The organism is Paraburkholderia azotifigens, assembly GCF_007995085.1.
Taxonomy (GTDB): Bacteria; Pseudomonadota; Gammaproteobacteria; order Burkholderiales; family Burkholderiaceae; genus Paraburkholderia; species Paraburkholderia azotifigens.
This window is the reverse complement of sequence record NZ_VOQS01000003.1, coordinates 1,997,960-2,017,880: the sequence shown is the minus strand read 5'-3', so window position 1 is coordinate 2,017,880 and position 19,921 is coordinate 1,997,960. Positions and strand designations below refer to the sequence as shown.

The following is a 19,921-nucleotide window of genomic DNA, read 5'->3' as shown; positions in this document are numbered from 1 at the left end:
ACATGAGCACATCACAAAAGGTTGCTGTCGTTACGGGTGCCTCGCAAGGCATCGGTGCTGCCGTCGTACAGGCATTCAGAAAACTCGATTACCGTGTGGTTGCGACCTCGCGTTCGATCAAGCCTTCTGACGACCCGAACATTCTGACCATTGCCGGCGATATCGGTGATCCCGCCACTGCGCAGCGCATCATCCGGGAAGGCGTAAAACGTTTTGGCCGGATCGACACGCTGGTCAACAACGCCGGCATCTACATCGGCAAGCCATTCACCGAGCACACGGCAGAGGACTTTGCCGCCGTGACGAATGTCAATCTCGCAGGCTTCTATTACGTTACGCAACTCGCGATAGCCGAAATGGAAAAGCATTCGGGCGGTCACGTCGTAAGCGTGACAGCGAGTGTCGTCGACCAGGCAATCAGTGGCGTACATTCGGTACTCGCTGCATTGACCAAGGGCGGGCTGAACGCCGCGACGAAGTCGCTCGCGATCGAGTACGCGAAAAAGGGCATTCGCGTCAACGCCGTCGCGCCGGGGATCATCAAGACCCCGATGCATGCGCCGGAAACCCATGAGGCACTTGGTGCCTTTCACCCGCTCGGCTTTATGGGCGAGACGAGCGATATCGTCAATGCGATCCTGTATCTGGAATCCGCACCGTTCGTAACGGGCGAGATCATGCACGTCGATGGCGGCCAGAGCGCCGGCCGTTAAGCGACGCTGACACAGCCCTTCGCGATCGCCGCGAAGGGCTCCGCTCAGCGGCCGATGCGCCTCGCGTTGTCCTCTTGCAGACATGTCTGCCCGCCAGACAGATTCCATTCTGGAGGCGGGCCGGCACGGCACCCGCGGAAACAGCCAGTTGAACCGTACAGGTCATGCAGCCAGTCGTTCGATTCGCGCCGGCATTGCGCGTTCGTCAAGTCCCGTCAGATCGTTCAGGTCGAGTGCGCGAATGCTGTCCGTCATGAAATCGACGAATACGCGAATTCGCGACGGCAAATGCTGACGGCAGAGATAGCTGATGTAATGGCCCCGGTCGTCCGGCTCATATTGCCTCAAAGCGGCAACGAGTGCGCGGCTCGACGCGTGCGCCTTGACCAGGTATGCAGGAAGTTGCGCGATTCCGGTGCCATCCATGACTGCATTCAACACCAGTTCGGGGTCGCTGAAGGTCAGGCAAGCCTCCGGCAGATACTTCTCCGGGTGGCCGTCGACCTTGAATTCCCACTCTGCAACCCGCCGGTTCGACGCACGCAGATTGATGCAATTGTGCTCAGCGATTTCGTCCAGCGTCTGGGGCAAGCCATGTTTGCTCGCATACACGCGGGACGCACACAGTATCAGTTGCATCGGCACCAGTTGCTTCGCGATGATACTGGAGTCCTGGATGAATCCTTCACGAAACGCGACGTCGATCTGTTGCCCGGCAAAGTCCGCAGGCTTGTCATCCAGCAGCAGATCCAGTGCGATGTCAGGGTAGCTTTCCGAGAAGCGTGCGAGTAACGGAGCGACGACCTTACGGCCAAATCCAACGGTCGATGCGATTCTGAGCAAGCCGCGCGGCGGCCCCTGTCGTAGATCGCGCAGATCGCTCATCGCCTCGACAATCTGCGTCACGCCCTGATTGCAGTTCTGGAAGAACCGCTCACCTTCCAGCGTCAGTCGCGTCGACCGGGTGGTCCGCTGAAACAGACGCGTACCCAGTTGCATCTCGAGTTTCTGAACGCTTCTGCATACCGACGAGCGCCCGACGCCGAGCCGATCTCCAGCTGCGGCAAAGCTGCCCTCAGTGGCGACAGCCATGAATGCGATGATTCCTGCGTAGCTCGTAGACAGGCAGCCGGACAGTCCGTCCGCGTTGTTCGACACGCCAACACGAAAAGCGCGGCGCGATGTTTCCGGTTGGTCCATTAGAATCTCCCGCTATCACAACGAACATTCCAGTTACGCAGTACGCCGCTGCCAATCTCTGCGGTGCACTGTCTGATCTCAACGACCATGGAAGAAGGATAGACGCGAGACGTTCATCGAACCATTCTACGGATGGCGGACGCCGCACAATACATAAGCTTTGGATACCTATACAAAGGTTTAGGACACACCTGCACCATTCGATGAAAAAGGACAACGAGTCGGTGAAAGATTCGACGGTATGAAGTGTGCTTGCGCGAGAAATCGGCATGCGTGTCGACGAATGTAGACGCGAAAAAATTCCGCAACCTGACGCTGGCGACGGCGCACCCTATATCAAAGTATGAGGCGCGCGACTACGTTTGTATGATTTTCGTTTAGACACTCCGGGAAATATGCTTCACCCATGCACATCTAGTGCTGTCGCATATACCGTCGTTCGAGAACACCTTGCGAGCCCGGTAATGATGCAATTCATGCAAGCAGCTTCTTCCAGTAAGGCGGCATCTTGTGTAACGCCCGGTTGGTATCGATTGTGGAAGACGACGACGCACTACGCTTCGCAATGGATACGCTCGTGCGCTCGTTCGGTAGGGAAACGCTGCTGTTTTCTTCCGCTGAGGAATTTCTCGCGTCGGGCCACATTGCCGACACCGCATGCGTGCTCTCGGACATCATGATGGACGGCATGTCGGGAATCGCGATGCACGAAAAAATGCTTGAACTGGGCTACACGACGCCGATGCTCTTCGTGACGTCGTTTCCGGCGCGCCATTTGACGGCCCAGGCCATGACAAACGGCGCGCTGGCGGTGCTCAGCAAGCCCGTCGATCCCGACGTGATCTCGCATTGGCTCGCCCTCGTGCTGGACTCGCCACGCCAACCGCCCGTAGCGGGTTAGGCACGGTCGTTTCTCAACGGCTAGTTGCCGGCGCGCAACGACTCGGACATCTTCACGAGTTCCGCAATCGACCGCGCGGACATTTTCCGCATCACCTGTCCGCGGTGGATCTTGACGGTGATCTCACTGACGCTCATCTCCGAAGCGATCTGCTTGTTCATCATTCCCGCGACGACGAAAGCCATGACTTCCCGTTCTCGCGGCGTCAGTGAGAGGTAAGCGGCGCGCAGTGTCGCATTGGATTGCTCAGAGGCGATACGTTCGCCGTCGCGCGCCAAAGCATTCGCAACGGCATCGAGCATGTCCTGGTCGCGGAAAGGCTTGGCGAGAAAATCGACGGCGCCGGCTTTCATCGCCTTGACCGTCATTGCAATGTCGCCATGCCCTGTCATGAACACAATCGGCATGCGCAAGTCGCTTTTTGCAATCTGCTCCTGGAAGGTCAGTCCACTTTCACCGCGCAACCGGATATCCAGGATGAGACAACTCGGTGTATCCAGTTTGGGAAAGGCAAGGAAGTCCACCGACGACTCGAAAACCTCGACGCGCAAGCCGACCGAGCGGAGCAGATCGCGAACAGCGAGCCTCATTGCTTCGTCGTCGTCGATCACGTACACGATCGGCTCTTTCCGGGCATGCATGCCTTGTGTCGAAGGAGGATGAGACTCCGCACTCATTTGCTTTCCTTGCCAACGAGCGATGCTGCTGGCCGCTTCCACGATGATTTCCTTCTATCGATGAAGGCAACGGGCGTTGACTTCCTGCACGCGAAGTTTGCGCTCTCGCTTTCGTCATAAGAAAGGCAGGAACCGCATTTGCGCGGTGAACCCGCCTCGAACATGCTACACACTTGCCCTGCGCGGAGCAAAGCAGAGGACGTGGGATGCCGGAAATGCAAGCATCTCGCTTGCGCGCCGCGTGGCAACGTGGGTCAGACGTTTTCCTTTGTTCGGCGGAGCCATTCGTCCAGACCCACGCGGCCAAGCCGCGCCTCGCCCATCGGCACCAGCGACTGTTCCGCGACGAGACCGCCGAAGTAGCGCGCGTCAGGATCGCGCACGACCTCCCGCGGGTCGCCGACGCTTTTCAGATAGCGGGCGATGATCTCGTTGAACGGCGCGCGCTGCGGCCCGGCAATTTCGATAATGCCATTACGCGGCGCCGCGAGCGCGGCTTCGGCAACACTGGCAGCGACGTCGTCAGCCGCGATCGGCTGAAACAGACCGGGCGATACCCGGATCTCGTCGCCGACGGCACAAGAATCGGCAATGCCTCCCAGAAACTCGAGGAACTGCGTCGCGCGAACGACCGTGTATGGGATACCCGACGCCTCAATCAGCTTCTCCTGTGCGACCTTCGCGCGAAAGTAGCCATTCTCCGGTGTCCGCTCGATCCCGACGATAGACAACGCGACATGGTGCCCGACGCCCGCAGCCGCCTCGGCTGCGAGAAGGTTGCTCGTCGAGGTCTTGAAGAATTCCAGCACCGCGTTGTCTTCGAACGAGGGCGAATTGGATAGATCGATCACCACATGCGCCCCAGTCATGGCCGCCGCGAGTCCTTCGCCCGTGATGCTGTTGACACCGTTGCTGGGCGACGCCGCGATCAGTTCATGCCCGTGCCCGGCCAGAATCGCAACGGTCCTGGAGCCAATCAGGCCAGTACCGCCGATGACGACAATCTTCATGACGCGTTCTCCATATCCTTAGCGGCAGATTCCGCATGCACTCATCATAGATAGCCGCCGCGCATCGCGGCAGATACGCGATGCGACGCACAGTGTTGTCTATTCGACACCAATCGAAAACAGCGTGTGTCGCCCGACTTGCGCACCACCCAACCTCAGGCGATCGAGGTATTCAGCGGAATCGATGGGCGACTGCGCTGCGCCTCACATCATCCATCTGCCCGAACGCGGCCGCGAGATCGCGCCGCCCCCACCTATTGGTGCGCACCCGGCAACGGTGCGTGTTCAGCCGCATATCTACCGGGGCGCAGGGTCGCCGCCTACCATGCTGACACACGAACGTGATCGACTCGCCATGGAAACGCAACTTACGGAATGGTCGGCGGCTTCTCGGAAATCGACTGGCACAGCAGCCACTTTCGATATCGGCGCCCACCTCATCACTGAACGCGAAGGATACGCGCACCACGGCATTTACGCGGGAAACGAACGCGTCATTCACTATGGCGGCTTTGATCGCTCGATGACGCCGCGCCCGGTCGAATATGCGTCGCTCAATGACTTCGCTGCGGGAAGAGACATCACGGTCGCGAACGAATCCGGGGTTGTCTACACCGGCATCGACGCGGTAAGGCGTGCGAAATCCCGCCTCGGTGAAGACAGATATCGGCTTCTCACGAACAACTGCGAACACTTCACCACATGGTGCGTACGGGGCGTCGCGCGCAGCGAGCAGGTGCGCCGATGCCTGATGAATCCGTGGAAAGGCATCGAGACCTTGCTGGCGATTGCAAGAGCGACGATTCTTGCTTCGCGTGACTCTGGAAGGCTTCGCCGGGATACGCGCACGTTGTCTCTCGCAACAGCCAGCGTGAGACCCATCTAATAAGCAACCGTCAATTCATGCAACCTTCATCCTTATTATTTTGGATATCTAACGGATAGACGATGAACACCCAACCCGACCATATCGCCAAAGCACCGTTGACGGGCATCAGATTCGTACTCGGCACATTCGCGGTCGCGCTGGCGACGTTCATGAACGTGCTCGATTCCTCCATCGCGAATGTCGCGATTCCTACTCTGTCCGGCAATCTGGGCGTATCGGTCGATGAAGGGACATGGGTCATCACACTGTTCGCAGCGGCAAACGCGGTGTCGATTCCGCTGACCGGCTGGCTCACTCAGCGAGTCGGCCAGGTCAGGCTGTTCGTCTGGGCGATCTTGCTGTTCGTGCTGTCCTCCGCGGCGTGCGGGCTTGCGCCGAATCTGCTGGTTCTGCTCGCCGCACGCGTCGTGCAAGGCCTGGTCGCGGGGCCGCTGGTGCCGCTGTCGCAAGCGTTGCTGCTCGCATCGTTTCCCGAGGACAAAAGCTCGAACGCACTGTCGTTGTGGGCGATGACCGCGACGGTCGGACCCATCGCCGGCCCGGCGCTAGGCGGCTGGATTACCGATAGCTACAACTGGTCGTGGATCTTCTATATCAACGTGCCTGTCGGTCTGTTTGCTGCGGGCGTGATCTGGATGGTGTACCGCGATCGCGAAACGCCCGCACGCAAGCTGCCCATCGATGTCATCGGCTTGCTCTCGCTGATCGCCTGGGTGGCGTCGCTGCAGATCATGCTCGACAAGGGCAAAGATCTCGACTGGTTCAATTCGCCCGTGATCTGGGTACTGACCATCGTCGCCGCGATCAGCTTTCTGTTCTTTCTGATCTGGGAGTTCACCGAAGAAAAGCCCGTGATCGACCTGCGTCTCTTTGCCGGACGAAATTTTCTGGGCGGCACTGTGGCGATTTCCGTCGCTTATGCGCTGTTTTTCGCGAACCTCGTGATCCTGCCGCAGTGGATCCAGGGATATCTCGGCTACCGCGCCGTCGACGCGGGGCTCGTGACGGCACCGCTCGGCATCTTCTCCGTGATGCTCGCGCCGCTGTTGGGAAAAATCATGCCACGCTCCGACAGCCGCGTGCTCGCCACGCTGGCATTTGTCGGCTTTGCCGGGGTCTTCTTCATGCGGTCCCGCTACACAACGGATGTCGATGCCTTCACGCTCGTGCTGCCTACCTTGCTGCAAGGCATACCCACTGCCCTGTTTTTCACGCCGCTCACCGCGATCATCCTCTCGGGGCTGCCTCCCGGGAAGATTCCCGCGGCGGCGGGCCTGTCGAACTTCGTGCGGATTTTCGCTGGCGCGGTGGGCACATCACTGCTGAGCACGAAGTGGTCGGACCGGACGATCTTCCATCACGCGCGGCTCGTCGATCAGACGAGCGTCAACAATCCGAACTTCATCGGCACCATCGCCAATCTCCAGACGACGCTCGAATTCAGCACTGCCAAAGCCACGGCGCTCTTCGAGTCCTCACTCGACGCACAAGCGTCCATGCTTGGGCTCAACGACGTCTTCTGGGTCTCCGCTGTGATCTTCATCGTCATCGTTCCATTGATCTGGTTGACGAGGCCGACTCGAGGTGCGAGCGCGCCAGGCGCGGGCGGCCATTGAAGCATCGCGCGCGCATCCATTCCACGTTCTCACAGGATCCACTCGAAATGAACTCGCTGACTTCTGGATCGGGCGTCGTCGAACGCGTGTTGAAGGTCGGTTTGTCCGCCACCTTTGCGGCATCGCTCTGCGCATGCGTGAACTATGCGGGCATCCACGGCAATGCGCAGCTTGCCTCGCCGAATGCGTTCGAAACGGGCGCGAGCCTGCCCGCCGGACACGGTCACTGGCCTGCTGCCGACTGGGTCAAACAGTTCGGCGATGCGCAGCTCATGACGCTAGTTGCAGAAGCACGCAAAGATAGCCCGACGCTCGAGCAAGCGCGGTCGCGGGTGCGCGCGGCTCAAGCCTACAGCGAAACCGCGAAGGCCAGCACTCTGCCTCGAGTCGACGCCAACTACTCGCTGACGCGTCAGCAGTACAGCAGCACCGCGCTTATCCCTCCTCCCGTTGCCGGCTCCTGGCAGACGGAGAACAAAGGGCTTTTGACGGCTTCGTACGACCTCGATCTGTGGGGCAAGAATCGCGAAGCACTCAAGGCGGCCGTGTCGCAACTGGCAGCGAGCAAGGCCGACGAGGAAGCCGTCCGGCTCACGCTCGATACCGCGATCGCGCGCACCTACAACCAGCTCGCACGCCTCTACGCGCTGCGCGACATTGCGCAGCAGGAGGTCGCGCGCCGCGAGGAAATCGATCGCATCACGGCGAGCCGCATTGCGACGGGTCTCGATACGCAGGTCGAACGCAAGACCGCGCAAGCCAATCTCGCGACGAGCCGCGCGAATGTCACGGCGCTCGACGGCAATATCCTGACCACGCGCTATCAGCTGGCGGCATTGATGGGTGCGGGCCCGGATCGCGGTCTGCGGATCGACCGGCCAGCGCTCGGGATCGGCGACGAGGTGCGCCTGCCCGACAACCTGCCCGCGGATCTGGTCAGCCGTCGCCCCGAAATCGTCGCAGCCCGCTGGCGCGTCGATGCGCTCATGCATGAAGTGAAGGAAGCGAAGGCAGAGTTCTATCCGGACATCAATCTGAGCGCGGCCATCGGCCTCGACGCGTTCGGTTTCGGCCGCTTTCTGACGGCCGCGAGCCGGACCGCTTCCGTCGGACCCGCCATCCATCTGCCGATTTTCGACGCCGGCGAGTTGCGTGCACAGCTCAAAGGGCGCTACGCGGAATTCGACTATGCCGTCGCGACATACAACCTCACGCTCGTTACCGCGCTCACCGAAGTTGCCACGCAGCTTGCCGGAATTCGTTCGAGCGATGCGCAACTCATCGATGCCCAACTCGCGCAGCAAGCGGCAGACGGCGCCGATCAGCTTGCGATCCGGCAGTACAAGGCCGGTCTCACGAACCAGTTGACGGTGCTCAATGCCGACGTCACGGCTCTCGACACCGAGCAGGCCGTTGCCGATCTGAAGATGAACCGGCGCGACCAGCAAATCGCGCTCGCTTCGGCGCTCGGCGGCGGCTATGTCGACGACCGGGCCGAGGCGGCGGGCAGCACCGATGCCGTCGCACATTGACTGACGTTCGAGACCGTGTTTGCAACCGCTTTGGGAGAGTTGAGATGGGAGATACCTTCAGATCCGGCAGTGAAGTCGCGCGTGCCGCCGTCAGCAAAAGCACGGAGACGCCCGCCCGGAATCAACGCAAGCGCCTGCTCGCGCTTCTGGCCGCCGCTGTGGTCGCAGCCGGCGCGGCCTACGGCACCTATTACTTCAAGTGGGGCCGATATCACGAGGCCACCGACGACGCTTATGTCAGCGGCAATCTCGTCGAGCTCACTCCTCAGGTCACGGGCACTGTCACCGCCGTCAACGCCGACGACACGCAGATCGTGAAAGCGGGCGACGCTGTCGTCGCGCTAGACCCCGCGGATGCGCGGAACGCTCTGATGAAGGCCGAGGCCGAATTCGGGCAAACCGTGCGTCGCGTCAGCAGCCTGTACGTGAACAACGACTTCTACGCCGCTAACGTTGCGCAGCGCCGTTCGGAGCTCGCCCGTGCCACGAACGATCTGCGCCGGCGCGCGGCTGTCGCGGACTCGGGTGCCGTCTCCGCCGAAGATATCGCGCACGCTCGCGATGCCGTGAATGCCGCACAGGCCGCGCTCGATGCGGCGCGTCAGCAGGACGAAGCCAATCACGCGCTCACCGACCGTACGACCGTGGCGCAGCATCCCGATGTGCAGGCCGCCGGGTCGAAAGTGCGGGACGCCTGGCTTGCCTATGCGCGCAACACATTGCCCGCTCCCGTGACGGGCTATGTCGCGAAACGCTCGGTTCAGGTGGGACAGCGCGTGTCTCCCGGCACGCCGTTGATGGCGATCGTGCCGCTCGACGGCGTCTGGGTTGACGCGAATTTCAAGGAAGTGCAGTTAAAGCGCATGCGCATCGGTCAGCCTGTCGTGCTGATCGCCGACGTGTACGGATCCGGCATGACGTATCACGGACGGATCGAGGGCTTTTCGGCCGGTACGGGCAGCGCATTCGCGACGCTGCCGGCACAGAACGCGACGGGCAACTGGATCAAGATCGTTCAGCGTTTGCCCGTGCGCATTCAACTGGATCAGCGCGAACTTGCCGCACATCCCCTGCGAATCGGCTTGTCGATGCAGGTCAAGGTCGATACGCGCGACGACTCCGGGACGCAACTGGGCGCGGCCAGCAACACGAGTTATCGCACTGACGTCTTCGCAGAGTATGGATCACAGGCCGACATCGAAATTGAGAAGCTTCTCGCGCAGAACGAGATGGCCTCGCGCGCCGCTGCCGCGAAATCCGAGGCGAAGGGCGCCGCGCCGAAAACGCAGGGTGACACGGCGGCTCGCCAACGCGCGCCCGTCGCGCAAGGAGGCAACGCATGATACGGGCGAAGCACCCAACCATCAGACGAGACCGTCGGGCCCCGGAGGCCTGTCGCGATCAAATATTCGTGCAGGTGTATGCTGAGGCGTTCCCTGCTGCCATGTCGACACATATAACGTACGCGGTACGACGGTCAGCAGCCCTATGCCGGCGACGGCAGATGCAGACCTTCAGACGGTTTCGGCGCCTATGGGTAAAAGCTTCCAGACCCTGTGGGACGATGGCGAGCGCATCCTCTCCCGGGGGCCGCACCCGAAGGCAGACAGCAGCGACAGCTTCCTCCTGCTACAGCCTGCCGCCGAAAACCCGTTACCCGCCACCCTCGATCTTCTCGCCCACGAGTTCGGCCTGAAGGACGAACTCGAGGGTGCGTGGGCGGTGCGCCCGTTGGAACTGGTGCGCGAAGCCCGCCGGCCTGTGCTGGTGCTCGATGATCCCGGCGGGGAGCCGCTCGAAGGACGACTCGGCGCGCCTATGGAAATCGAAGAGTTCCTGGAGATCGCTGTCGGCACCGCTGCGGCGTTGGGCAAACTCCATCAGCGTGACCTCGTTCATAAAGACCTCAAGCCCGCGCATATTATGGTGAACTGCGCTGATGGCCAGGTGAGGCTCACTGGCTTCGGCATCGCTTCGCGGCTTCCTCGCGAGCGGCAACCGCCCGAGCCGCCCGAATCCATCGCCGGCACACTTGCCTATATGGCGCCGGAGCAGACGGGGCGAATGAATCGGTCGATCGATTCGCGCAGTGATCTTTACGCGTTCGGCGTCACGCTCTATCAGATGTTGGTCAACGCACTTCCGTTCACGGCCATGGACGCCATGGAATGGGTGCACTGCCATATCGCCAGAATGCCGGTGCCCCCCAGTGCTCGCGTCAGCACCGTGCCACCAGCCATCTCGGAACTGGTGATGAAGCTGCTCGCGAAAACGCCCGAGGAGCGCTATCAGACGGCAGCCGGCGTCGAGCGGGATCTTGAGCATTGCCTCGATGAATGGCGGCGCCAACACCGTATCGACCCGTTCGTGCTTGGCCAGCGCGATATACCGGACCGGCTGCTTCTCCCGGAGAAGCTCTATGGACGCGAGCGCGACGTGCAAACCCTGATTGCAGCGTTCGAGCGCGTCGTTGCTAGCGGCACGCCAGAGCTGATTCTGGTTTCCGGCTACTCCGGTATAGGCAAGTCTTCGGCCGTCAACGAACTGCACAGGGTGCTCGTGCCGCCGCGCGGACTCTTCGCATCGGGCAAGTTCGATCAATACAAGCGGAACATCCCTTATTCGACGCTGGTGCAGGCGTTTCAAGGTCTGGTGGGTCCGCTACTTGGAAGACGTGACATCGAACTGGCGAGTTGGCGCGAAGCCTTGCTCGGCGCGCTGGAACCCAACGCGCGGCTCATGACTGACCTGATTCCTGAACTGAAGCTGATCATCGGTGAACAACCGCCCGTCCCGGAACTCGAGCCACAGCAGGCCCAAAGCCGCTTCATGCTCGTGTTCCGACGCTTCATCGGCGTATTTGCGCGCGCCCAACATCCGCTTGCACTGTTTCTCGACGATCTGCAATGGCTCGACGCCGCAACGCTCGACCTGCTTGAAGATCTCCTGACCCGCTCCGATCTGCAATATCTGCTGCTGATCGGCGCCTACCGCGATAACGAGGTGGACGCGACGCATCCACTCACGCTCAAACTCAAGGCCATCGGAAAGGCGGATGTCCGGATCGGTGAAATCACGCTGGCGCCGCTGGCCGGTACGCACATCAGACAGTTAATCGGAGACGCGCTTCACTGCCAGCCGGAGCGGGTGGACCCACTGGCTCGACTCGTGCTGGATAAAACTGCCGGCAATCCATTCTTCGTGATCCAGTTCCTGCACGCACTCATCGACGCGGAACTGCTCGTCTTCGATCACGATGCGGGGCAATGGTGTTGGGATCTGGGCCGGATCGACGCCAAGGGTTATACGGACAACGTGGTCGATCTGATGGTCGGCAAGCTGACGCGCCTGCCAGCCGACACGCTGCAAGTGATGCAGCATCTCGCGTGTCTGGGAAACGCCGCTGGGACTGTGACGTTGTCGACCGTTCTTGGTATGCAGGAAGCGCAGGTCCACGCAGCCTTGTGGGAGGCGATCCGTCAGGAACTCGTCGCGCGGCTGGAAAACGCCTATGCGTTCGTTCACGACCGCATTCATGAAGCGGCCTACTCAACGATCCCTAAAGACTCCCGCACCGAGGCTCACCTGCGGATCGGGTGGCTGCTCGCGGCACAGACGCCGCCAGAACGGCGAGAGGAAGCGATCTTCGAAATAGTAGGCCAGCTCAATCGCGGTGCTACGCTGATCGCTGCACAGGACGCCCGTGAGCAACTAGCCCGATTCAATCTGCTCGCCGGCCGGCGCGCCAAGGCGTCGTCGGCCTATGCCTCGGCGCTCAGCTATCTTGTCGCCGGTGCAGAACTATTGGGCACCGATTGCTGGGAGCGCCAGCACGATCTCACGTTTGCATTGGAACTGAACCGTGCCGAGTGTGAATTCCTGACAGGGCAGCCATCGCTTGCAGACGAGCGCCTGAACGCGTTGTCTGCTCGCGCCGAAACAACGGTCGAACATGCGCTCATCGCTTGCCTGCAGCTGGATGTCTATCTGGTACTTGATCGAAGCGACCGCGCAGTCGAGGTCTGTCTCGCCTATCTCCGGCACGTCGGCATCGATTGGTCTCCTCACCCAAGCGACGATACCGTGCGGCGCGAATACGAGCACATCTGGTCCCAGCTTGGAGACCGCGCCATCGAGGAACTCATCGACTTGCCGCTCATGGAGGATGCGGCCTCCCTCGGGACCGTCGAGGCTCTTAGCAAGCTCTTCGCGCCAGCCTTGCAGACGGATGCAAATCTTGCATGCCTGACGATCTGCAAGGCGGTGAATCTGAGTCTCGAGAGAGGCAACTGCGATGCTTCGTGCGTGCTCTATGCCAATGTCGGAAGGGTCGCGGGAAGACGTTTCGGCGACTATCAGGCGGGGTATCGATTCGGACAGCTCGGCTGCGAACTCGTCGATCGACGTGGACTCAAACGCTTCGAAGCAAAAACGTATCTGTGCTTCTCGATTTTTGTCGTACGCTGGCTGAAGCCCGTACGGGATTGCCGTGATCTGCTGCGTCGCGCATTCGACGCGGCGAACCGCATCGGCGACCTTCCGTATGGCGCTTACGCGGGCAACAGCCTCAATTCGGATCTGCTCTTTGCCGGCGAGACGCTGTCCGAGATACAAGTCGAAGCTGAACGTGGCCTTGTGTACGCCGGGAAGGTCCGATTCGGTCTGGTCGTCGACTTCATCGCCACGCAACTTGCGCTTGTCCGGATGCTTCGCGGCTTAACGCCGACGTTCGGCTGCTTCGATGACGCACAGTTCAACGAACTCCGCACCGAAAGTCATCTGTCCGCCAGTCGGGATCTGGCGCTCGCCGAGTGTTGGTACTGGACCAGAAAACTGCAGGCGCGATATCTTGCCGAGGACTTTCCGGCGGCAATGGATGCCGCCGCGAAAGCTCAGCCCCTGCTTTGGACCTCGTCCTCGTTCTTCGAGGAAGCCGAATACCACTTCTACAGCGCGCTGGTCCAGGCTGCCGTATGCGATTCGAGTCCTGTCGGCGAGTGGCCGCAGCGCTTGCGCGCTATGAACGAACACTACAGCCAGTTTCAAATCTGGGCGAAAAACTGCCCTGAGAACTTTGAAAGCCGCGCCACGCTCATCGGTGCGGAGATCGCACGCCTGGAAGGCCGGGTGGTCGATGCGGAAATGCTTTATGAGCGCGCAATACACTCCGCGCAAGAGAGCGGCTTTATCCATATCGAGGCGCTCGCCAATGAACTTGCCTCGCGCTTTTACGCAACGCGTGGTTTCAAAAAGATTTCCCGTGTGTATCTGCATGACGCGCGCTACGGGTATCTGCGCTGGGGCGCCGATGGGAAAGTGCGGCAGCTCGAAGAACACCATCCTTTCCTCAGAACGGAAGCGCCCGCTCCCGGCCCGACGACCACGATCGCAGCCTCTGTCGAGCAGCTCGATCTCGCGACCGTGATCAAGGTGTCGCAGGCCGCCTCGGGCGACATCGTGCTCGACAAGCTGATCGAGATGGTCATGCGGACCGCCATCGAGCAGGCGGGCGGAGAGCGAGGCCTGTTGATCCTGTCGGATGGCAGTGAACAGCGAGTCGCGGCGGAGGTGACGGCAGGCGGCGAAGCGACACAGTTGCAACTGTGCGACGTGCCCGTCAATGCGGCGATGTTGCCGGAGTCGATCCTCTACCATGCGCTACGCACCCGCGAAAGCATTTTTCTCGACGACGCCGCGAGCGACTCCTCGTTTTCCACCGATCCGTATATCCGCGCGCATCACGCACGCTCTATCCTCTGCATGCCGCTGATGAATCAGACGAAGCTGATCGGCGCGCTCTACCTCGAAAACAATCTGACTGCCCGCGCGTTCAGTCCCGCGCGTATTGCCGTGCTGAAACTGGTGGCCTCGCAGGCAGCCATTTCGCTTGAAAACGCCCGTTTGTACCGCGACGTGACCGAACGCGAAGTGAAGATCCGGCGCCTCGTCGAAGCGAACATCATTGGGATCATCGTCTGGAATGCCCGTGGCGACATTCTTGAGGCGAACGATGCATTTCTTCGCATGGTGGGATACGAACGCGAGGATCTCGTTTCGGGCCGCGTACGTTGGCGCGATCTCACGCCTCCCGAATCGCGGGAGGGCAGCGAGCATGCTCTCGTGGAGTCCATCCGCACCGGACGCGCCCAACCGTACGAAAAGGAGTACATCAGGAAGGACGGCCGCCGCGTTCCCGTCATCGTCGGCCTGGCGAGTTTCGAAGCGAGCCGGAAGGAAGGTGTTGCGTTCGTGCTCGATCTGACCGAGCGAAAGGAAGCGGAGAAGAAAGCCCGCGAAAGTGAGCATCGCTATCGCGAAGTGCAAACGGAACTTGAGCATGCAAACCGCGTTGCGACCATGGGGCAGCTCACGGCCTCCATTGCGCATGAAGTCAATCAGCCCATTGCGGCGACCGTGACCAGCGCGCAGGCCGCGCTTCGCTGGCTGCGCGCCCAGCCGCCTGACATCGGCGAGGTCGACCAGGTACTCAGTCGCATCGTCAAGGACTCGACCCGAGCCGCTGACGTGCTTGGGCGAATTCGTCAAATGGTGAAAAAGGCGCCACCACGCGAAGAACCGGTGGATATCAACGAAGCGATTCGCGAGGTGATCGAGCTGACGCGCGGGGAAGCGGCCAAGCGCGGCGCTTCCGTGCAGACGCAACTATCGGGCGGTTTGCCATTGATCGGAGGGGACCGTGTCCAACTGCAACAGGTACTCCTCAACCTGATCATCAACGCGCTGGAGGCGATGAGCTTCGCCCGCGACGAAATACGGCACTTGCAGATCGAGACACAGCGCGCCGATGCTGACTGCGTGCTCGTGAGCGTGCGCGACTCAGGACCTGGCTTTGCTATAGAGAACACCGAGCAGGCTTTCGCGCCCTTCTATACCTCTAAGTCCACGGGCCTGGGTATGGGATTGTCGATTTCCCGTTCGATCATCGACGCGCATGGTGGCCGCTTATGGGCGAGTCCGAACCAGCCCCGAGGCGCTGTCGTCCAGTTTACAGTGCCCGTCCGCTGTAACCGATGATCGGAAAGATCCGACGGACACCTCTGCTCGCTGATCGCGTCTAACGGAGGAAAAGCAACGCAAGGAGTCGCGTATGCAAACCCGAACCCTGATCCTGGCGCTGCCGGCGCTGGCGGCCATCTGGAACTCTGGCGGTATCGCCGCACAGCACGACTACGCGTATACGACGAACGTGCGTCTCAGTGACGGCAGAGCGCTTCAGTGCGCGGTAAACGAACCACTACCTGCAGACGCCCCGGCAATGGCATTGAGCACTCGCGAACAGACAGAAGCAGATGTGCTGGCGACGCAGCGCTTGCGACTGCTGGCGGGCCCCCGCTCTGACTATCCCACGCCGTATACCGCGCCCATCGTTCGCTGCCGTACTGCCGGTTGAATTGATACGCTTATCGAGCGTTCGATGCTGAAGTAGAAGGCCCGCGCTCCATTCAGCGCGGGCTTCATACTTACGCCCAAACTACCGCGTTTGCTAACGCGACACTTCGATTGTCACTGACCGCCCTTGCCCGTATCGCTGGCACCGCCTGGTGAAATCGAGTCTGCCGCCGCCTTCGCATTCGGCACACGTTTGGGCTTCTTCGCCTTCTTGTGGTTCGCGCTCGAGGCGGATGCTGCCGACGTACCCGTTGCATCGCTGCCGCCTTGAGCGTTTGCTGCACTTACGCCTGCAACCATCACGGCCAGCATGATCGATGCGCCCAGAAAAGCATTCGTTCTCATCACGTCTCCATTGTCTGATAGCTTGAAAACGCTCTTCGGCTAAAAGAGCGAACGCGTCTAAAGTCAGAAGCGCGTACGGATACCCGTCGTCAGCTCAAGCTGATTCGTTGCGCCGAACGTGCTCGCGACCGTATAACCGCCGTGCAGGCGCATATAGTCACCTGCGACGTACACCTCCGTACGCTTCGACAGATGATAGAACGCCGACCAGTACAGCGTTTCCTTGTAGCCATTGTGCAGGCCCGAAGCAGGATCGAACGTGCCGATGTTGGCATTCGGAATATCGCCGTCCGCGTTGTATGCGGCATTCTTCACGCGCATCTGCTGATAGCCCAGTTCGTAATCGAACGGTCCTTTCGGAGCGACCTTCATCGACACAGTCCATGCATCGTCATGACGCTGTCCCAGTGCGCCCTGATCGCCAAGATAGTGGAAATAGCCAGCGTTCAGCCGAATGATACTGAAGATATAGTTTCCGCCAACCGAGTACGACTGGTTCGTGTTCCCCTGGTTGTTTGCATGGCTGTAGAACGCGGATACATTGAATGGTCCGCCGTTATAGCCAACTGCTGCCTGGTAGTTCGAGCCCGTCGGAAAGCTCGTCGTATTACCAAACGCGTAGCCTGCAGACAGGAACAGGCCGTTATCGAAGAGCTTCTTCCACGCGACACCGTTGGTGTAACGCGTCCCCGTCGCGCTAGCCGCATAGAAAATCATCTGCTTGAAATTGTTGGCGTTGGTCCACCCGCCCTCTTCCGTACTCAGGCTCGCCGAACCGTACGGGTCGCCGTAAATGGCAGATGCATCCCGTGCGATCGTGTTCTGGAAGCCGAACGTGATCTTGCCGAGCCGGTCATCCAGCAGGCCGACCCATGCATCGCGGTCGAAGATCTGACCCGGGTCTTCCATCGCGCCGTCGCTCACCCGATACTCGCTCTCGAGCCGGAAGATGATCTTCGAACCGCCGCCAATATCTTCTGCACCCTTTACCCCCCATCGGCTGCCACTGAACCAGGGCTCGCCATCGACACCCATACCTACGACATGATTGCCCTTTGCGTCGGCGTGAGTGACATAGGTCGGCACGCTCAAATCGAGCAGGCCATACAGCTGAACGCTCGACTGCGCATGCGCGCTGGTCGCTGCAAGCGCGCCTGAAACAAGAACCAGGGTCAAGTGCCGCTTATTCAAGATTGTCTCCTCTAGTTGCTGCGTTGAGATTCTGTTCGTTTCTTGTGCCCCGGTTTCTTAGAATCCGATCGAGGCATGTCTCAATGCTAGCGAGCCCAATCCTTCACGACGCTATCGCGACCACCTGGCATGTCTAAGTAGATTTACGGATGTGTGAACGTCCCTCCATCAGCATGTTCATGCGTCTCGCGTGCGCAAGATATAACCGAGTCCGCGCAACGTCATGATCTGGGCAGTCGACGTCGAAAGATGCTTTCGTAGTCGATGGATATAGATATCGATCGCATCGACGCTCGGTTCGTCATCGAGACTGAATATGCATTCCACTAACGTCGCTTTGGACACGGTTTTGCCTCGTCGCAGCATCAGCGTTTCGAGGATCGCATGCTCGCGGCGACGCAGCGGAAGCGGCGCATCCTTTTGACTAAACTCACGCGTGTTGAACTGATAATGCAAGTCGCCGCAGACCAGTGACACGGCCTTTTCGGACGACTGGCGTCGCACGATCGCCTTGATTCGCGCAACGAGCTCGCGTGCATCGAAGGGTTTGACGACGTAGTCATCTGCCCCGGCGCTGAAGCAATCGACCTTGTCGTCGATTGATCCGTGCGCGGTCAGCATCAGGATCGGCACGTTGTCGCCGCGCCGCCGCAATCGGCTCAGCAGATCTTTTCCGCTCATGCTCGGCAGACGCATATCGAGCAGCACGACGTCATAACTTTGATTACCGAGAATAGCGTCGGCGTGTTCGGCATCGGGGACGCTATCCACCACGAAATTCTCCGCCCGCAGCAGATTGACGATCCAATGAGCCAGTTCAGCGTTATCTTCGACAAGCAGAAGTTTCACCGCGTCTTCCTCAATTACGCCACGCAGGCAATTGCACGCTGACAACCAGACCCGTGCTGTCGGCTCCCTGACCGAGAGCAACGGTTCCATGGTGCAGGTGCGCGATTTCACGCACGATGGACAGACCCAGCCCTGTTCCTTCGACGGGCGCCGTACCACGATAGAAGCGCTCGAACACATGAGCTCGCGCTTCAGCCGGAATGCCCGGTCCGTTATCGACAACCTGAAACACGACATGCTCGCCGTCACGCTTGCATAGCGCGGTGACCTGTCCACCCTCCTGCGTGTAACGGATTGCGTTGTCGACGAGATTCGCGACAAGTGCATGCAGAAGATTTGCGCTGCCTTCCACGTACACCTTATCGGCGTCTCCATCGGCAACATCGGCGCCCAGATCGATCGCGCGCCGTTGAGCGGCGACGATCAGGTCTTCGAGCACAGACGCCACGACTGCCGACATATCCACCTTGTCATGCACGCAACTCGGCGACGACTCGGCCCGCGCGAGAAGGAGAAGCTGGTTGGTCATATCGGTCATCTTGCGCGTGCTGCGGCGCATGCCCTCGAGCACATCGGCGAGCACAAGGCCGTCATGTTCGCGCCGGGTCGCATACTGGATCTGCGTGTCGAGCAGGGTCAACGGCGTACGCAACTGATGCGCGGCATCGGCAATGAACTGGCGCTGCGTCGCGGTATGAACCTTGAGCTGCGCAATACATTGATTGATGGCATCGACGATGGGCCGCAACTCCCATGGCAATCCTTCAGCACGCATCGGTTCGATCTGCATCGGCAAACGGTCGGTCAGGTCGTCCTTGAGTTTCATCAACGGACGCAGTTCGACAGTCAACCCGAGCGGCACGAGTGCAGCCACGAGCGCGAGCATCAGGCATTCGCGCAGGAACTGTGGTCGCCACAGTTGTTCGAGCATGGCGTGACGCGACGCCTGTGTCTTGCCGACGATAACCATCACCGGCTCGACCTTGCCGGAGTCGTATAGTTGTCGAACGTAAGCAACGACGCGAATTTGCCGGCCGTCCAGTGTCGAATCGTAAAACACGGGCTGCGATGATTCGCGCGACGGTCCTTCGAGTTCCGGATTGCCACCCAGCAGTTCCTTGCCCGCGACCACCACCTTGTAGAACACCTGATCCTGATACGGCGACTCGAATATTTCGAGTGCGGCCGGAGGAATGTTCGCAGTGAGCCTGCCGTCGTCCCAATCGATATCTTCGCCTATGGTCCGCGCGGACGACAGCAACGCGGCATCCTGCGCGAGATCGGCGGTATGGCGTACCGCGTCATATGACACGAGCGCCGTCACGACGACAAACGCGGCAAGCGGCACCATCAACCATAAAAGCAATCGGGCGCGCAGACTTAACGCCACACTGACCTCCCATTTTGAGTTGATGCGGGCGGCCGCAAACGTGGACTCGCGGCGGAGTTTCTCTGCCGCCCTTTTCTTCTCTATGGCGCGATTTTATGAGGCGTTACCCTTCTCGCCGCTTTCGCTGCATTGCGATTCTTATGCGGGATTTCCATTAATGTTCAATGTCGCCTTTCCGAATGAAAGGTATCGACTCGT

The 19,921-nt window shown here is 60.3% G+C and carries 15 protein-coding genes; 8 read left to right on the top strand and 7 right to left on the bottom strand.

What is annotated here, in order from left to right; all coding sequences use genetic code 11:
- Positions 1–2: 2 nt before the first annotated feature.
- Entirely contained in the window at positions 3–713 is a 711-nt protein-coding gene (locus FRZ40_RS26195) for an SDR family NAD(P)-dependent oxidoreductase (RefSeq protein ID WP_147236068.1), read from the top strand.
- 162 nt (positions 714–875) lie between these two features.
- Here the strand turns inward: FRZ40_RS26195 and FRZ40_RS26190 are convergent, their stop codons facing one another.
- A complete protein-coding gene (locus tag FRZ40_RS26190) occupies positions 876–1,913 on the bottom strand; it encodes a LysR family transcriptional regulator (protein WP_147236067.1) in 1,038 nt (345 codons plus the stop codon).
- Between the two features lie 535 nt (positions 1,914–2,448).
- Between FRZ40_RS26190 and FRZ40_RS26185 the strand changes: the two genes are divergently transcribed.
- Positions 2,449–2,814 carry a response regulator transcription factor gene (locus FRZ40_RS26185; protein ID WP_231516175.1) on the top strand — a complete coding sequence of 122 codons (366 nt, stop codon included), beginning with the start codon at positions 2,449–2,451 and terminating at the stop codon, positions 2,812–2,814.
- A gap of 20 nt (positions 2,815–2,834) precedes the next feature.
- Here the strand turns inward: FRZ40_RS26185 and FRZ40_RS26180 are convergent, their stop codons facing one another.
- Both FRZ40_RS26180 and FRZ40_RS26175 read right to left on the bottom strand, forming a co-directional pair.
- On the bottom strand, positions 2,835–3,491 hold the full coding sequence (locus FRZ40_RS26180; RefSeq protein ID WP_147236796.1) for a response regulator transcription factor: 657 nt from the start codon (positions 3,489–3,491) through the stop codon (positions 2,835–2,837).
- 254 nt (positions 3,492–3,745) lie between these two features.
- Positions 3,746–4,501, bottom strand: coding sequence for an SDR family oxidoreductase (locus FRZ40_RS26175; protein ID WP_147236066.1), 756 nt, complete (start codon positions 4,499–4,501; stop codon positions 3,746–3,748).
- A gap of 355 nt (positions 4,502–4,856) precedes the next feature.
- Between FRZ40_RS26175 and FRZ40_RS26170 the strand changes: the two genes are divergently transcribed.
- From FRZ40_RS26170 to FRZ40_RS26145, 6 genes are all read left to right on the top strand, one after another.
- Positions 4,857–5,387, top strand: a complete 531-nt coding sequence (locus tag FRZ40_RS26170) for a lecithin retinol acyltransferase family protein (protein WP_147236065.1) — start codon at positions 4,857–4,859, stop codon at positions 5,385–5,387.
- Positions 5,388–5,449: 62 nt separating this feature from the next.
- A complete protein-coding gene (locus FRZ40_RS26165) occupies positions 5,450–7,006 on the top strand; it encodes a DHA2 family efflux MFS transporter permease subunit (RefSeq protein ID WP_147236064.1) in 1,557 nt (518 codons plus the stop codon).
- 47 nt (positions 7,007–7,053) lie between these two features.
- A complete protein-coding gene (locus FRZ40_RS26160; RefSeq protein ID WP_147236063.1) occupies positions 7,054–8,538 on the top strand; it encodes an efflux transporter outer membrane subunit in 1,485 nt (494 codons plus the stop codon).
- A 44-nt stretch (positions 8,539–8,582) separates the two neighbouring features.
- Positions 8,583–9,881, top strand: coding sequence for an HlyD/EmrA/EmrK family protein (locus FRZ40_RS26155; protein ID WP_147236062.1), 1,299 nt, complete (start codon positions 8,583–8,585; stop codon positions 9,879–9,881).
- 190 nt (positions 9,882–10,071) lie between these two features.
- Positions 10,072–15,573, top strand: coding sequence for a trifunctional serine/threonine-protein kinase/ATP-binding protein/sensor histidine kinase (locus tag FRZ40_RS26150; protein WP_147236795.1), 5,502 nt, complete (start codon positions 10,072–10,074; stop codon positions 15,571–15,573).
- A gap of 73 nt (positions 15,574–15,646) precedes the next feature.
- Positions 15,647–15,949 carry a hypothetical protein gene (locus tag FRZ40_RS26145; RefSeq protein ID WP_147236061.1) on the top strand — a complete coding sequence of 101 codons (303 nt, stop codon included), beginning with the start codon at positions 15,647–15,649 and terminating at the stop codon, positions 15,947–15,949.
- Between the two features lie 113 nt (positions 15,950–16,062).
- On the opposite strand, the gene FRZ40_RS26140 is transcribed toward FRZ40_RS26145, so the two are convergent.
- The 4 genes from FRZ40_RS26140 to FRZ40_RS26125 all read right to left on the bottom strand — a co-directional run bounded on the left by FRZ40_RS26140 (position 16,063) and on the right by FRZ40_RS26125 (position 19,723).
- Positions 16,063–16,293: a hypothetical protein gene (locus FRZ40_RS26140; RefSeq protein ID WP_147236060.1), complete on the bottom strand. Its 231-nt coding sequence runs from the start codon at positions 16,291–16,293 to the stop codon at positions 16,063–16,065.
- A gap of 63 nt (positions 16,294–16,356) precedes the next feature.
- Positions 16,357–17,484, bottom strand: coding sequence for a porin (locus tag FRZ40_RS26135; protein WP_147236059.1), 1,128 nt, complete (start codon positions 17,482–17,484; stop codon positions 16,357–16,359).
- Positions 17,485–17,661: 177 nt separating this feature from the next.
- Positions 17,662–18,333, bottom strand: coding sequence for a response regulator (locus FRZ40_RS26130; protein ID WP_028367995.1), 672 nt, complete (start codon positions 18,331–18,333; stop codon positions 17,662–17,664).
- A gap of 10 nt (positions 18,334–18,343) precedes the next feature.
- Entirely contained in the window at positions 18,344–19,723 is a 1,380-nt protein-coding gene (locus FRZ40_RS26125) for a sensor histidine kinase (protein WP_147236058.1), read from the bottom strand.
- Between the last annotated feature and the right edge of the window lie 198 nt (positions 19,724–19,921).

What these genes read in the sequence shown, in the direction of transcription:
- FRZ40_RS26145 (WP_147236061.1), top strand. Translation starts at nt 15,647, where the DNA reads ATGCAAACCCGAACCCTGATCCTGGCGCTGCCGGCGCTGGCGGCCATC.
- FRZ40_RS26170 (WP_147236065.1), top strand. Translation starts at nt 4,857, where the DNA reads ATGGAAACGCAACTTACGGAATGGTCGGCGGCTTCTCGGAAATCGACT.
- FRZ40_RS26150 (WP_147236795.1), top strand. Translation starts at nt 10,072, where the DNA reads ATGGGTAAAAGCTTCCAGACCCTGTGGGACGATGGCGAGCGCATCCTC.
- FRZ40_RS26180 (WP_147236796.1), bottom strand. Translation starts at nt 3,491, where the DNA reads ATGAGTGCGGAGTCTCATCCTCCTTCGACACAAGGCATGCATGCCCGG.
- FRZ40_RS26155 (WP_147236062.1), top strand. Translation starts at nt 8,583, where the DNA reads ATGGGAGATACCTTCAGATCCGGCAGTGAAGTCGCGCGTGCCGCCGTC.
- FRZ40_RS26175 (WP_147236066.1), bottom strand. Translation starts at nt 4,501, where the DNA reads ATGAAGATTGTCGTCATCGGCGGTACTGGCCTGATTGGCTCCAGGACC.
- FRZ40_RS26195 (WP_147236068.1), top strand. Translation starts at nt 3, where the DNA reads ATGAGCACATCACAAAAGGTTGCTGTCGTTACGGGTGCCTCGCAAGGC.
- FRZ40_RS26190 (WP_147236067.1), bottom strand. Translation starts at nt 1,913, where the DNA reads ATGGACCAACCGGAAACATCGCGCCGCGCTTTTCGTGTTGGCGTGTCG.
- FRZ40_RS26140 (WP_147236060.1), bottom strand. Translation starts at nt 16,293, where the DNA reads ATGAGAACGAATGCTTTTCTGGGCGCATCGATCATGCTGGCCGTGATG.
- FRZ40_RS26165 (WP_147236064.1), top strand. Translation starts at nt 5,450, where the DNA reads ATGAACACCCAACCCGACCATATCGCCAAAGCACCGTTGACGGGCATC.
- FRZ40_RS26160 (WP_147236063.1), top strand. Translation starts at nt 7,054, where the DNA reads ATGAACTCGCTGACTTCTGGATCGGGCGTCGTCGAACGCGTGTTGAAG.